This window comes from Pseudomonas germanica (assembly GCF_019614655.1).
GTDB lineage: Bacteria > Pseudomonadota > Gammaproteobacteria > Pseudomonadales > Pseudomonadaceae > Aquipseudomonas > Aquipseudomonas neuropathica.
The window spans coordinates 2,106,134-2,119,191 of sequence record NZ_CP071586.1; the positions used below are offsets into that span (position 1 = coordinate 2,106,134).

At 58.0% G+C, this 13,058-nt stretch carries 11 protein-coding genes; 7 read left to right on the forward strand and 4 right to left on the reverse strand.

Features of this window, described 5'->3' with window-relative positions; all coding sequences use genetic code 11:
• Positions 1-144 precede the first annotated feature (144 nt).
• Positions 145-933 (reverse strand): MlaA family lipoprotein, encoded by a 789-nt coding sequence (locus J0G10_RS09340; protein WP_034151542.1) that lies wholly within the window; start codon positions 931-933, stop codon positions 145-147.
• Positions 926-2,224 carry a serine protein kinase PrkA gene (locus tag J0G10_RS09345; RefSeq protein ID WP_007919928.1) on the reverse strand — a complete coding sequence of 433 codons (1,299 nt, stop codon included), beginning with the start codon at positions 2,222-2,224 and terminating at the stop codon, positions 926-928. Before J0G10_RS09345 ends, J0G10_RS09340 begins: the two co-directional genes overlap by 8 nt.
• A 224-nt stretch (positions 2,225-2,448) precedes the next feature.
• Between J0G10_RS09345 and J0G10_RS09350 the strand changes: the two genes are divergently transcribed.
• Positions 2,449-2,817 (forward strand): hypothetical protein, encoded by a 369-nt coding sequence (locus J0G10_RS09350; protein ID WP_095050215.1) that lies wholly within the window; start codon positions 2,449-2,451, stop codon positions 2,815-2,817.
• Between the two features lie 95 nt (positions 2,818-2,912).
• Here J0G10_RS09350 and J0G10_RS09355 read toward each other — a convergent pair whose 3' ends face one another.
• Complete coding sequence (locus J0G10_RS09355; RefSeq protein WP_220558337.1) at positions 2,913-4,508, reverse strand: glycoside hydrolase family 17 protein; 1,596 nt, start codon at positions 4,506-4,508, stop codon at positions 2,913-2,915.
• A 286-nt stretch (positions 4,509-4,794) separates the two neighbouring features.
• Here J0G10_RS09355 and J0G10_RS09360 point away from each other — a divergent pair, with 286 nt between their 5' ends.
• The 3 genes from J0G10_RS09360 (at position 4,795) to J0G10_RS09370 (ending at position 7,855) form a co-directional block, all read left to right on the forward strand.
• Positions 4,795-5,646: a glycine betaine ABC transporter substrate-binding protein gene (locus J0G10_RS09360; RefSeq protein WP_095050217.1), complete on the forward strand. Its 852-nt coding sequence runs from the start codon at positions 4,795-4,797 to the stop codon at positions 5,644-5,646.
• A gap of 242 nt (positions 5,647-5,888) precedes the next feature.
• Positions 5,889-6,200, forward strand: a complete 312-nt coding sequence (locus tag J0G10_RS09365; RefSeq protein ID WP_007919908.1) for a DUF485 domain-containing protein — start codon at positions 5,889-5,891, stop codon at positions 6,198-6,200.
• Entirely contained in the window at positions 6,197-7,855 is a 1,659-nt protein-coding gene (locus tag J0G10_RS09370) for a cation acetate symporter (protein ID WP_095050218.1), read from the forward strand. The genes J0G10_RS09365 and J0G10_RS09370 overlap by 4 nt, the downstream gene beginning before the upstream one ends.
• A gap of 1,028 nt (positions 7,856-8,883) precedes the next feature.
• Here the strand turns inward: J0G10_RS09370 and gltA are convergent.
• Positions 8,884-10,173, reverse strand: a complete 1,290-nt coding sequence (gltA, locus tag J0G10_RS09375) for a citrate synthase (RefSeq protein WP_007919904.1) — start codon at positions 10,171-10,173, stop codon at positions 8,884-8,886.
• Positions 10,174-10,536: 363 nt separating this feature from the next.
• Between gltA and sdhC the strand changes: the two genes are divergently transcribed.
• Genes sdhC through sdhA form a run of 3 tightly spaced genes read left to right on the forward strand, consistent with a single transcriptional unit; the run spans position 10,537 to position 13,049 of the window.
• Positions 10,537-10,911, forward strand: a complete 375-nt coding sequence (gene sdhC, locus J0G10_RS09380) for a succinate dehydrogenase, cytochrome b556 subunit (RefSeq protein ID WP_016773673.1) — start codon at positions 10,537-10,539, stop codon at positions 10,909-10,911.
• A complete protein-coding gene (gene sdhD, locus J0G10_RS09385) occupies positions 10,905-11,273 on the forward strand; it encodes a succinate dehydrogenase, hydrophobic membrane anchor protein (protein ID WP_003222999.1) in 369 nt (122 codons plus the stop codon). Before sdhC ends, sdhD begins: the two co-directional genes overlap by 7 nt.
• 3 nt (positions 11,274-11,276) lie before the next feature.
• A complete protein-coding gene (gene sdhA / locus J0G10_RS09390) occupies positions 11,277-13,049 on the forward strand; it encodes a succinate dehydrogenase flavoprotein subunit (RefSeq protein ID WP_093439913.1) in 1,773 nt (590 codons plus the stop codon).
• The last annotated feature ends 9 nt before the right edge of the window (positions 13,050-13,058 follow it).

A 13,058-nucleotide genomic window follows, 5' to 3' on the forward strand; every position in this document is an offset into this window, starting at 1 on the left:
CGCGATAGCGGTGTGTCAGCACTGCAAATGGTGGCTGGTACACCGCTATCGCGAGCAGGCTCACTCCTACAGTTGATTTGTGTTGTGCCAATAAAAAGGGCCATTCAATTTTCATTGAATGGCCCTTTTTTGTGCCTGCCGTTTTTACTCGGCGATCTGCAACTTACGCGCCTCGGTATACACGTAACGCACCTTCTCGTACTCGAACGGCGAGTTCATCTGGCCGTAGCGGAAGCTGGTCTGGTAGCGCTTGTCGACCGCGCGCAGGGCCCAGATTTCCGGGTGGTTGGAGCTGACTTCCGAGACGTTGAGGAAGTTGATCGCTGATTCGGCGGTGTAATCCACAGCAAGACCGGCGGTGTCGCGGATGTTCGACGGGCCGAGGATTGGCAGCACGAAGTAGGCGCCGCCCGGTACACCGTAGAAGCCCAGGGTCTGGCCGAAGTCTTCGCTCTGGCGCGGCAGGCCCATGGCGGTCGCTGGGTCCCAAAGGCCGGCAATGCCGATGGTGGTGTTGAGCAGCAGGCGCGCGGTGGTTTCCATCGAGCGCTGACCTTTGAACTGCAACAGGCTGTTGACCAGGTTCGGCACGTCACCGAGGTTGTTGAAGAAGTTGCTTACCCCGGTACGCACAAAACTCGGCGTGATGTAGCGATAGCCATCGACCACCGGCAGGAACACCCATTGGTCGAAGCGGTAGTTGAAGTGGTAAACCCGGCGGTTCCACGACTCCAGCGGGTCGTAGACGTTCAGCGCGTTGAGCGTCGAACGCTCGAACTCGCGCTGATCCAGCCCCGGGTTGAACTTGAGTTTGGACAGCGGCTCTTTGAAGCCGTCGCTGTCGACGACGACCGGCGCGTTGGCTTTACTGTTGTCGGCCTGGGCCACGCCTGCGCAGAGGAGCGCTGCCATCAGCAGGAGATATTTAGCCACGGAAGAACTCCAGCATGGCGTCGCTGTTGACGCGGTAGTTAAGGTTGCCGCAATGGCCGCCCAGTGGATAAACGGTCAGGCGATCACCGAATGTTTTACGCAGGAAACCGAGGTCGCCCGGGCCCAGGATTACGTCGTCGGCGTTGTGCATCACGGCGATTTTCGGGCTGTCATGCAGGTAATCCTTCAGCGCATACAGACTGACCTGATCGATCAGTTGCAGCAGGCTGCCGCCGTCCGTGCGCGCACGCCACATCGGGATCACCTGTTCGGTCAGGTAGCAGTCGAAGTCGCACTGCAGCGCACGCTTGAGGAACGGCGTGAGGCTGGTGCCTTCGGTGATCGGGAATTTCGGCGGAGTGATCAGGCCGCGGCGGTTGATCAGATCCGAGGTGAAGGCAATGTCGGCCGCCGAGAAGCGGAACGAGGTGCCAATCAACATCGCCATCTGTTCGTTGGTCAGGTGCTGCTTGGACTGCTGGAAGTCGTAAAGCAGTGCATCGTTGAGGTCGATGTAGCCTTTCTGCTGGAAGTAGCGGGTCAGCTTCGACAGCACCAGTTCATAGAACGTGGTGCTGGTGTTGATGCCTTTCACCTCGGTTTGCACCAACTTGTCGAGGTTGGTCACCGAGGTGTAGAGGTTGACCGGCGGATTGAGCAGCAGGACTTTCTTGAAGTTGAAGCTGCGGCGCGTCTCGTCCAGATGCGCTACGAAGGCGGCATCAAGGGCGCCGAGGCTGTAACCGGTCAGGTAATACTCGGTCACCGGCAGTTTCGGGTTCTGCGCGCGCACAGCCTGCATCACCCGGTACATGTCCTCAGCGTCTTCCTTGGTCACGCCTGGGGTGGCGAAGCGGGAGGCGGCGCTGATGAAGTCGAAACTGGTTGGCGAAGACAGCTGCACAACGTGATAGCCGGCCTTGTAGTAGAGCTTTTTCAGGTATTCGTTGAGGGTGCTGTCATAACGCGCGCCGGTGCCGGCGATCAGGAAGATCAGCGGTGCCGGTTTGTCCTGGGTGGCGATGCGATAGGTGAGTTTTTTCACCGCCCAGAAGTTGTCTGGCAGGATGAACTCTCGCTCCGGGCGCAACGTCAGGCTGCGGTCCGACTGATTGATGTCGTCGTCCAGCGGCAATTCCGGGCGCAAGTCCGGCGGCGTCGTGGCGATGGTCGCCTCGAACGGGTTGGTCAGGGGGTAGCCATAACTGGCGGCATCGATATCCACCGCCAGTGCGGACGCACTCAAAATAAGGCCGCTGAACAGCGCGGCGAAGCGCAAGGAACGGAGCATGACTAGATCCCTTAGAGGAAGGTGCCGAATGAAGTTCGCAGGCTATGACCACCGGGGTTGCGCCAAAGTGCCATGCTGCGGCACCAAACAGGCAGAATTCGGAGTAATAGTAGCTGGACGATACACTTTGCACGCCCTGAATGAATAGTTAACAGTTGTTAGTTCTTGCACACGGCTGGCGGCAGATTAAGCTGGCCGCCGATTTCCGAAGATTGGAGTGTTTCATGTCCCGCCGTTTGCCCGTGATTTTGCTGCTCGTTCTGTTGCCGTTGTGGCTGGCCGCCAGTTATGGCGCGCGTTATGGCTTTATGGAAGACGGAAAGTGGGTGGGCATCTGCGTCGACGAGGCCAGCCGCTGGGAATGTCAGGTGCGGTCGAACCTGGGCTTGATGATTCATTTCAAGGTGTTGGGCTGGACGGCGCTGGGCGCGGCGTTGATCGGGTTTGTATTGCCGGGGCGGGCAGGGTGGTGGCTGGCGGTGCTGGCGCTGGCGGTCGGAGTGCCGGCACTGGCGTTGTACAACACCACGTTTGCGGTGTTTGCGTTGGTGATTGCCGGGTTGCGGTTGGTCCGCGAGTCTCGTACTGCCTGATGGAAAAGATCGCAGCCTGCGGCAGCTCCTACATTGAGATGGCGTACACCTTGTAGGAGCTGCCGAAGGCTGCGATCTTTTGATCTTGCTTTTGATCAGTCCTTGCGAACACGCAGGCAGCGCCACAAAGCAGCCACCATCAACACACTCACCAACGCCCAACCCCACGCCTGCTGATTCTGCAACCCTTCCTGATACAGCTGCGGCGCAATTCCCGCGCCGACAATAAACGTCAGCAACGCAATCTCCCGACGCGGCACGCTGACCGGCCGGCACAGATAAACCAGCGCTGGCAGCACAAACGCCATGCTCGCAAAGCTGCGATAACGCGGATCGAAGACCATCTCCAGCATCATCACGGCTGCGGCAAAACCTGCCGCCGCGACCAGCCATCCTGCGCGGCGCTCCAGCAGATTGAACGCCCGCTCACGCCAGCCAGTACGGGCGCTCAGCGTCAACGCCGCGTGTGCCAATACCAACAGATTTAGCGCCGTCAACAAGCCGACCCACAGCCACTCACTGGCAAACCGCGTGGTTACCCGTGCCAGATCACCCCAGGCGCCAATCGAGCAAGCGGCGAGTGCGCCCAGCAGCGGCAACACCAGCGCCGAACGCGTGGTGCGAACGCGACCGCCAAGAATCAGCGTGCCAAGAAAAATCAAACCACCGACCGCCAGCCATTCCTTCCAATAGGGGACGTTGGTCACCGGCCCTGCCAGCACGCCCTTGTCCTGACGGTCGGCATCGAACAAGCCCCAATAGCCACCGACTGCGCCTTCACTGCCGCGCTTCCACGGCTGGTCGAAGGCTTCGATCAGGTTGTAATGCCAGCCTTCCTTCTCGGCCATCGCGACAAAACCACGAATGAATTTGGCCTCGTTGACCCGACTCGGCAGGGCGGTCTCACGCTGGCGGCCTTCGCTTGGCCAGCCGGTTTCGCCGATCATCACGTCTTTCGGCGCGAATTTATTACCGAACACCTGGCGCACATCCGCCACATGCTGCAGGGCGACGTCGATGTTCGACGGATCATCTTCCCAGTACGGCAGCAAATGAATAGTCAGAAAGTCCACCGCTGGCGCGACTTCAGGATGCTTGAGCCAGAACTCCCAGACATCGGCGTAAGTGACCGGTTGCTTCACCTGACTTTTGACCTTGTTGATCAATCGGGCCAGTTGCGCGCCGGTGACTTCCTTGCGCAGCAGCGCCTCGTTGCCGACGATCACCGCGCTGACCACATCCGCGTTGGCGTTGGCCGATTTGATCAGCAGGTCGACTTCCTTTTCGGTGTCCACCGGGTTGCTGTTGACCCACGCGCCGATCATCAATTTCAAGCCGTGTTTGCGCGCCAGATCCGGCAGCGCTTCCAGGCCTGTCATCGAGTAAGTGCGTATGCACTCAAAGCGTGTCGCCAGCAATGCGAGATCGGCGTCCATGCGCTCCGGGCGCAGTTTGAACGGCACGTCGAACGGCGATTGGTCTTTATCGAACGGGGTATAGGAGGCGCACTGCAATTTATGCGTCGGCGTCGCCGCATCCGGCAGAATCACCGGTTGGCCGAGGCCGTACCAGAAGCCACCGAGGGCAAACAGCCCGAGCAGGCAGGCGAAGAGATAAGGCAGAGCGGGGAAACGGGAAGTCGCGGACATGGTCAGGCCGAGTGGCTGCAAAGCGAGGCATGTTACCTGCATTTATAGAGGGGTTGGTGACCTGCATGATTTGCACATGCAAAGTTCGGGCGGATTATTTGGCGTCATTTATATAGTCGCGATTAATGGCCTTCTGATGTCGTTTCTCGTTGCCTTGAGGTCGCTGACAGAGCAGGTCGCCTGCGGCGTCAGGTTGATGATCAGGGCATCAGTACTCCGCTGATGTTCGAGTTGGTTTGCGGTCAGGCGTGATGGGGGCGCTGTGCACCATAACAATACGTTGACGATGCCCGGCATCCGTCGGGCGCAGCATTTCGGGGAAGTAACGATGAAGATGCGACGACTTTTAGGCGCAGGTGCCGCTCTGGTGCTTGCGATGAGTTCCACTTTCGCCAGCGCAGAAAAACAGACCCTGAACATCGGTTACGTTGACGGTTGGTCCGACAGCGTCGCGACCACCCACGTGGCGGCCGAAGTCATCAAACAGAAACTCGGCTACGACGTGAAGCTGCAAGCCGTCGCCACCGGGATCATGTGGCAGGGCGTGGCCACCGGCAAACTCGACGCCATGCTTTCGGCCTGGCTGCCAGTGACCCACGGTGAATACTGGACAAAAAACAAGGATCAGGTCGTCGATTACGGTCCGAACTTCAAGGATGCGAAAATCGGCTTGATCGTGCCGGAGTATGTGAAAGCCAAGTCGATCGAAGACCTGAAAACCGACGACACCTTCAAGAATCGCATCGTCGGCATCGACGCCGGTTCGGGCGTGATGCTCAAGACTGATCAGGCGATCAAGGATTACGGCCTCGACAAGTATTCCCTCAAGGCCAGTTCCGGCGCCGGCATGATTGCCGAGCTGACCCGTGCCGAGAAGAAAAACGAATCCATCGCCGTCACGGGTTGGGTGCCGCACTGGATGTTCGCCAAGTGGAAACTGCGCTTCCTCGATGACCCGAAAGGCGTGTACGGCGCAGCTGAAACCGTAAACAGCATCGGCAGCAAAGAACTCGCGACCAAAGCGCCGGAAGTGGCCAAGTTCCTGAAGAACTTCCAGTGGGCGTCGAAAGACGAAATCGGCGAAGTCATGCTGGCGATTCAGGACGGTGCCAAGCCTGACGCAGCGGCCAAGGATTGGGTCGCCAAGCACCCGGATCGCGTGGCTGACTGGACCAAATAACCGCCACCCCGCCATACCCGTGTAGGAGTGAGCCTGCTCGCGATAGCGTCCCGTCAGCTGATGAAAATATCGACTGATAAAACGCCATCGCGAGCAGGCTCACTCCTACAGTTGTTTTGTGGCGTACCGGAAATTGGCAAAAGTGTCATGGCGTTCTACTACTAAGGTCGTCTGTTACCGCTCCCGCAGCCGCATACATTAGCTATGTTCCAACAATAATCTGTGCTGCGAGGATAAAAACAATGAACGACAGCATTTACCTCTCGATTCAAAACAGTCCCCGATTCAAGGAGCTGGTGCGAAAAAGGGAAAAGTTCGCCTGGATACTCTCGGCGATCATGCTCGGGCTTTACTCTGGCTTCATTCTTCTGATCGCTTACGGGCCGCATATTCTGGGCGCGAAACTCAGTCCGGAATCCTCGATTACCTGGGGAATTCCAATCGGTGTCGGACTCATTCTTTCTGCATTCATCCTCACCGCTATCTACGTGCGCCGCGCCAATGGCGAGTTCGACGACCTGAACAATGCGATTCTCAAGGAGGCTCAGCAATGATCCGGCGTCTACTGGCTTTATTGAGTGTTGCGGCTTTCGCGCCGGGTGTCTGGGCGGCTGACGCGTTGACGGGGGAGGTGGCCAAACAGCCGCTGAACATTCCCGCGATCCTGATGTTCGTGGCGTTCGTCGGTGCGACGCTCTACATCACCTACTGGGCCTCGAAGAAAAACAACTCGGCGGCCGACTACTATGCAGCGGGCGGCAAGATCACCGGTTTCCAGAATGGTCTGGCGATCGCCGGTGACTACATGTCCGCGGCGTCCTTTCTGGGCATTTCCGCGCTGGTGTTTACCTCCGGCTACGATGGCCTGATCTACTCGATCGGCTTCCTGGTGGGCTGGCCGATCATTCTGTTCCTGATCGCCGAGCGCCTGCGTAACCTGGGTAAATACACCTTTGCCGACGTGGCGTCCTACCGCCTCGGGCAAACCCAGATCCGCACCCTGTCGGCCTGCGGTTCGCTGGTGGTGGTGGCGTTCTACCTGATCGCGCAAATGGTCGGTGCCGGCAAATTGATCCAGCTGTTGTTCGGCCTGGACTACCACGTTGCGGTGATTCTGGTCGGTGTGCTGATGTGCATGTACGTGCTGTTCGGCGGCATGCTGGCGACCACTTGGGTGCAGATCATCAAGGCTGTGCTGTTGCTGTCCGGTGCCTCGTTCATGGCGCTGATGGTAATGAAGCACGTAGGCTTCGACTTCAACACGCTGTTCTCCGAAGCGATCAAGGTTCACGCCAAAGGTGAAGCGATCATGAGTCCGGGCGGTCTGGTCAAAGATCCGATTTCGGCCTTCTCGCTGGGTCTGGCGCTGATGTTCGGTACGGCTGGCCTGCCACACATTCTGATGCGCTTCTTCACCGTGAGTGACGCAAAAGAAGCCCGCAAGAGTGTGCTCTACGCCACTGGCTTCATTGGCTACTTCTACATCCTGACCTTTATCATCGGCTTCGGCGCGATCCTGCTGGTCAGCACTAACCCGGCCTTCAAAGATGCGGCTGGCGCGCTGTTGGGCGGCAACAACATGGCGGCGGTGCACTTGGCCAACGCGGTCGGTGGCAGTATCTTCCTCGGCTTTATCTCGGCGGTGGCGTTCGCGACCATTCTGGCGGTTGTGGCCGGTCTGACTCTGGCCGGTGCTTCGGCTGTGTCTCACGACCTGTATGCCAGTGTGATCAAGAAGGGCAAGGCGAACGAGAAGGACGAGATTCGTGTCTCGAAGATCACCACCATTGCCTTGGCAGTGTTGGCGATTGGCTTGGGCATTCTGTTCGAAAGCCAGAACATTGCGTTCATGGTGGGCTTGGCGTTCTCCATCGCGGCGAGCTGTAACTTCCCGGTGCTGCTGCTTTCGATGTACTGGAAGAAGCTGACCACTCGTGGTGCGATGATTGGCGGCTGGTTGGGGCTGGTGAGTGCGGTGGGTCTGATGATCCTCGGCCCGACCATCTGGGTGCAGATTCTGCATCATGAGAAGGCGATCTTCCCTTACGAGTATCCGGCGCTGTTTTCGATGATCATTGCTTTTGTCGGGATCTGGTTCTTCTCGATTACTGACAAGTCGGCGGCTGCGGATAACGAGCGGGCGCTGTTCTTCCCGCAGTTTGTGCGTTCGCAGACTGGGTTGGGGGCGAGTGGGGCGGTTTCGCATTGATGGTTTGATGGTTTTGTAAATGTTGTGCTGAATGCCCCGGTTGAGAGATCGGGGCATTTTTATTGGGCGGTTATCGGCTAGAGCTGTGTACATATCCGTTGCTGCGGTAACGGCGGCTTAGGGTTCCGCCCTTACGGCGGGTCACTTTTTCCAGACGCCGAAAAAGTAACCAAAAAGGCTTGCTCCTACGTGCGGCCCGCTCGCTGGGGCTCGGGGTTCCTTCGCTCCGGGATCGATCCGGGCGCAGCGCCTACGGTTTGCTTCGCTGCACCTCCTCTCGCTGTGTTTGGCTTCGCCAAACGGTCGCTGCGCTCCCACCCCCGGATCAATCCCTCCACTCAGCCTTCCGACGTCGCCTTACAGATCAAGAGCTGCAGCCGAGCTAACGCTCATCCTGTTGAGTGGTGAGGAGCACAGCGTGCTGGGCTTTGATTCTGTGGTGGGGCTGCCCCTCACCCCAGCCCTCTCCCGAGGGAGAGGGAGCCGATTTGTGAGCTTTTCAGAATCTGAGTTCAACGCGGTATCGCACGTCGGCGTAGCTCTCCCAAACACCTCAATCAGTCCCCTCTCCCTCCGGGAGAGGGCTAGGGTGAGGGGCTCTTGATCTGGCTTTTGATCTTGCTTTGGCTTTGGCTTTGGCTTTTGATCTTTTGCCCCATCGGCAGGCCGAGCGAAGGTGTTCATCCGGGGGTAGGCGCGCAGCGCCGTGCGGCGAAGCCGCATACATCGAGAGGAGGTGCAGCGAAGCAAACCGTAGGCGATGCCCCCGGATGGACACCGTAGCGAGGGAACACTGAGCCTCAGCGAAGTGCCGTACGCCAGGGGCAAAGCCTTTTGGTTCCTTTTTGGCGTTTGAAAAAGGGACTCGCTGTAAGAGCGAAACCGCCAGCGGCAGCACCCGAAGAAACGGATATGCCCCCAATCCCAATCCCAATCCCAAAACCCCAAACCCCAGACAAACAAAAACGGCCCCTATATAAATAGAGGCCGTTCCCGGTACAACTTAAGACGTTATCGCAAGACAGGTCTTATTTGCGGTCTTCCAGCTTGGAAATATCACGCGACTCGTAGCCGGTGTACAACTGGCGCGGACGGCCAATCTTGTACGGGCTGGAGAGCATCTCTTTCCAGTGCGAAATCCAGCCAACAGTACGTGCCAGCGCGAAAATCACGGTGAACATGCTGGTTGGAATGCCGATCGCCTTGAGGATAATCCCCGAGTAGAAGTCGACGTTCGGGTACAGCGAGCGTTCGATGAAGTACGGGTCGGTCAGCGCGATCTCTTCCAGGCGCATGGCCAGTTCGAGTTGCGGATCGTTGTTGATGCCCAGTTCCTTCAGTACTTCGTCGCAGGTCTGCTTCATCACAGTCGCGCGAGGGTCGCGGTTCTTGTAAACGCGGTGACCGAAGCCCATCAGTTTGAACGGATCGTTCTTGTCCTTGGCCTTGGCGATGAACTTGTCGATGTTCGAAACATCGCCAATCTCGTCAAGCATGGTCAATACGGCTTCGTTCGCACCGCCGTGGGCAGGGCCCCACAGTGCGGCGATACCGGCGGCGATACAGGCGAACGGGTTGGCACCCGAGGAGCCGGCCAGACGCACGGTGGAAGTCGAGGCGTTCTGCTCGTGGTCGGCGTGGAGGATGAAGATCCGGTCCATGGCCTTGGCGAGCACCGGGCTGATCGGTTTGATCTCGCACGGGGTGTTGAACATCATGTGCAGGAAGTTTTCCGCGTACGTCAGGTCGTTGCGCGGGTACATCATGGGTTGGCCCATGGAGTACTTGTAAACCATCGCTGCCAGGGTCGGCATCTTGGCAACCAGACGGATCGCGGAGATTTCGCGATGCTGCGGGTTATTGATGTCCAGGGAGTCGTGGTAGAAGGCCGAGAGGGCGCCGACTACACCGCACATGACGGCCATCGGGTGGGCGTCGCGACGGAAACCGTTGAAGAAGGTTTTCAACTGCTCGTGAACCATCGTGTGGTTTTTCACGGTGCTGACGAACTGGGCCTTCTGTTCTGCAGTCGGCAGTTCGCCGTTGAGCAGCAGGTAGCAGGTTTCCAGGTAGTCCGACTTTTCAGCCAGTTGTTCGATCGGGTAGCCGCGGTGCAACAGAATGCCGTTGTCGCCGTCGATATAGGTGATCTTCGACTCGCACGAGGCGGTCGACATGAAGCCTGGGTCGAAAGTGAAGCGGCCCGTGGCCGTCAGGCCCCGAACATCGATTACATCGGGACCAACGGTGCCGGTTAAAATGGGCAGCTCGACGGGGGCTGCGCCCTCGATGATCAACTGCGCTTTTTTGTCAGCCATGTGGCCTCCTATTTATGCTTGAACCATCAGACAGACCCCCCACGCAGGGCCCGCACCACTATAGTGAGATAAATTCGAATGTCAATTTGCCTAAAGTCTTGCTCCAGAAGGCTTTAAGCGCACTTTTTCCTCGAAATTGACTGCCATTTACGCCTTTTATACGACTTGTGCAATCAGCTATTTGGGGTAGGTGATTGCGTTGTCATTAGTAGCCTAACTGTCTATACTCGGCCACCGACCGCCAAGGGCTTTTGGGCTTGCTTTCATTGGGGGTCGCATCCCTGGGTGGTGGTTACCTGACCAGTGCACTCCCCAACAACTTTGCCCTGATTGTTAGGGGCTCTTCAGTGTGAAAAAAAAGCCGTGAAAAGCCAACGACCTGTAAACCTAGACCTAAGGACCATCAAACTCCCAGTCACTGCTTACACGTCCATTCTTCACCGTATCTCCGGTGTCATCCTCTTTGTGTGCCTTGCCATCATGCTTTATGCATTGGACAAGTCGCTCAGCTCCGAGGAAGGCTTCGGTCAGGTGAAAGCGTGTCTGACCAGTCCGCTAGCCAAGCTAGTGATTTGGGGCATCCTGTCCGCTCTGCTGTATCACCTGGTAGCCGGTGTGCGCCATTTGATCATGGACATGGGCATCGGTGAGACGCTGGAAGGCGGCAAACTGGGCTCGAAAATCGTTATCGCCGTTTCCGTGGTGGTAATCGTTCTGGCAGGAGTTTGGATATGGTAACTAACGTCACGAACCTGTCGCGTTCGGGCCTCTATGACTGGATGGCGCAACGTGTGTCTGCGGTCGTTCTCGCGGCTTACTTCATCTTTCTGATCGGATACGTCGTGGCCCACCCTGGCCTCGAGTATGCCCAGTGGCATGAACTGTTCGCCCACAACGGGATGCGTATTTTCAGCCTCCTGGCCCTTGTTGCTCTGGGCGCTCACGCCTGGGTCGGCATGTGGACCATCGCGACTGACTACCTGACGCCGATGGCGTTCGGCAAGTCCGCAACGGCGATACGTTTCCTTTTCCAGGCAGTATGCGGCGTTGCGATGTTCGCTTACTTCGTCTGGGGTGTGCAGATTCTCTGGGGTATCTGAGTCATGGCTAACATTCCAACGATTTCTTTCGACGCCATCATTATTGGTGGTGGCGGTGCCGGCATGCGCGCTGCGCTGCAACTGGCGCAGGGTGGTCACAAGACTGCCGTGATCACCAAGGTTTTCCCGACCCGTTCGCACACTGTATCCGCTCAAGGCGGCATCACGTGCGCGATCGCGTCTGCTGACCCGAACGATGACTGGCGCTGGCACATGTACGATACCGTCAAGGGCTCCGACTACATCGGTGACCAGGACGCTATCGAATACATGTGTCAGGAAGGCCCGGCCGCGGTTTTCGAGCTGGACCACATGGGTCTGCCGTTCTCGCGTACCGAACAAGGCCGTATCTACCAGCGTCCGTTCGGTGGTCAGTCCAAGGACTACGGTAAAGGCGGCCAGGCTGCGCGTACTTGCGCGGCTTCCGACCGTACCGGTCACGCCCTGCTGCACACCCTTTATCAGGGCAACCTGAAAGCGGGTACCACGTTCCTGAACGAGTACTACGCTGTCGACCTGGTGAAGAACCAGGAAGGCGATTTCGTCGGTGTGATCGCGATCTGCATCGAAACTGGCGAAACTTCCTACATCCGCGCCAAAGCCACCGTATTGGCTACCGGCGGTGCAGGTCGTATCTACGCTTCCACCACCAACGCCCTGATCAACACCGGTGACGGCGTCGGCATGGCTCTGCGTGCTGGCGTACCGGTACAAGACATCGAAATGTGGCAGTTCCACCCGACCGGCATCGCCGGTGCCGGTGTACTGGTTACAGAAGGTTGCCGTGGTGAAGGTGGTTACCTGATCAACAAGCACGGCGAGCGTTTCATGGAGCGTTATGCTCCGAACGCCAAAGACCTTGCCGGTCGTGACGTGGTTGCTCGCTCGATGGTTAAAGAAATCATCGCCGGCAACGGTTGCGGTCCGAATGGCGACCACGTGATGCTCAAACTCGACCACTTGGGCGAGGAAGTGCTGCACAGCCGTCTGCCAGGCATCTGCGAACTGTCGAAGACTTTCGCCCACGTTGACCCGGTTGTTGCGCCGGTTCCGGTTGTTCCGACTTGCCACTATATGATGGGCGGCGTTGCCACCAACATCCATGGCCAGGCGATCACCCAGAACGCCGATGGCGTGGATCAGATCATTCCTGGTCTGTTCGCGGTAGGTGAAGTGGCTTGCGTATCGGTTCACGGTGCCAACCGTCTGGGCGGCAACTCGCTGCTCGACCTGGTGGTATTCGGCCGCGCTGCCGGCCTGCACCTGGAAAAAGCCCTGACCGACGGCATCGAATACGACGACGCTACCGAAGCCGACATCGAAGCTGCCCTGTCGCGCCTGAACGCACTGAACAACCGTACTGACGGCGAAGACGTCGCTACCCTGCGTCGCGAGCTGCAGAGCTGCATGCAGAACTACTTCGGTGTATTCCGTACTGGCGAATACATGCAGAAGGGTATCGCTCAGCTGGCCGATCTGCGCAAGCGTATCGCCAACGTGAAGATCAACGATAAGTCGCAGGCGTTCAACACTGCACGTATCGAAGCGCTGGAACTGCAAAACCTGCTGGAAGTGGCTGAAGCTACCGCCATCGCGGCCGAAGTACGTAAAGAGTCCCGCGGTGCTCACGCCCGTGAAGACTTTGAAGATCGTGATGACGAAAACTGGCTGTGCCACACCCTGTACTTCCCGGGTGACAAGCGCGTCACCAAGCGTGCCGTGAACTTCTCGCCGAAGACTGTTCCGACTTTCGAACCTAAAGTCCGGACTTATTAAGGGTGACCG

What these genes read in the sequence shown, in the direction of transcription:
- J0G10_RS09345 (WP_007919928.1), bottom strand. Translation starts at nt 2,224, where the DNA reads ATGCTCCGTTCCTTGCGCTTCGCCGCGCTGTTCAGCGGCCTTATTTTG.
- J0G10_RS09350 (WP_095050215.1), top strand. Translation starts at nt 2,449, where the DNA reads ATGTCCCGCCGTTTGCCCGTGATTTTGCTGCTCGTTCTGTTGCCGTTG.
- J0G10_RS09355 (WP_220558337.1), bottom strand. Translation starts at nt 4,508, where the DNA reads ATGCAGGTAACATGCCTCGCTTTGCAGCCACTCGGCCTGACCATGTCC.
- J0G10_RS09360 (WP_095050217.1), top strand. Translation starts at nt 4,795, where the DNA reads ATGAAGATGCGACGACTTTTAGGCGCAGGTGCCGCTCTGGTGCTTGCG.
- J0G10_RS09365 (WP_007919908.1), top strand. Translation starts at nt 5,889, where the DNA reads ATGAACGACAGCATTTACCTCTCGATTCAAAACAGTCCCCGATTCAAG.
- J0G10_RS09370 (WP_095050218.1), top strand. Translation starts at nt 6,197, where the DNA reads ATGATCCGGCGTCTACTGGCTTTATTGAGTGTTGCGGCTTTCGCGCCG.
- gltA (WP_007919904.1), bottom strand. Translation starts at nt 10,173, where the DNA reads ATGGCTGACAAAAAAGCGCAGTTGATCATCGAGGGCGCAGCCCCCGTC.
- sdhD (WP_003222999.1), top strand. Translation starts at nt 10,905, where the DNA reads ATGGTAACTAACGTCACGAACCTGTCGCGTTCGGGCCTCTATGACTGG.
- sdhA (WP_093439913.1), top strand. Translation starts at nt 11,277, where the DNA reads ATGGCTAACATTCCAACGATTTCTTTCGACGCCATCATTATTGGTGGT.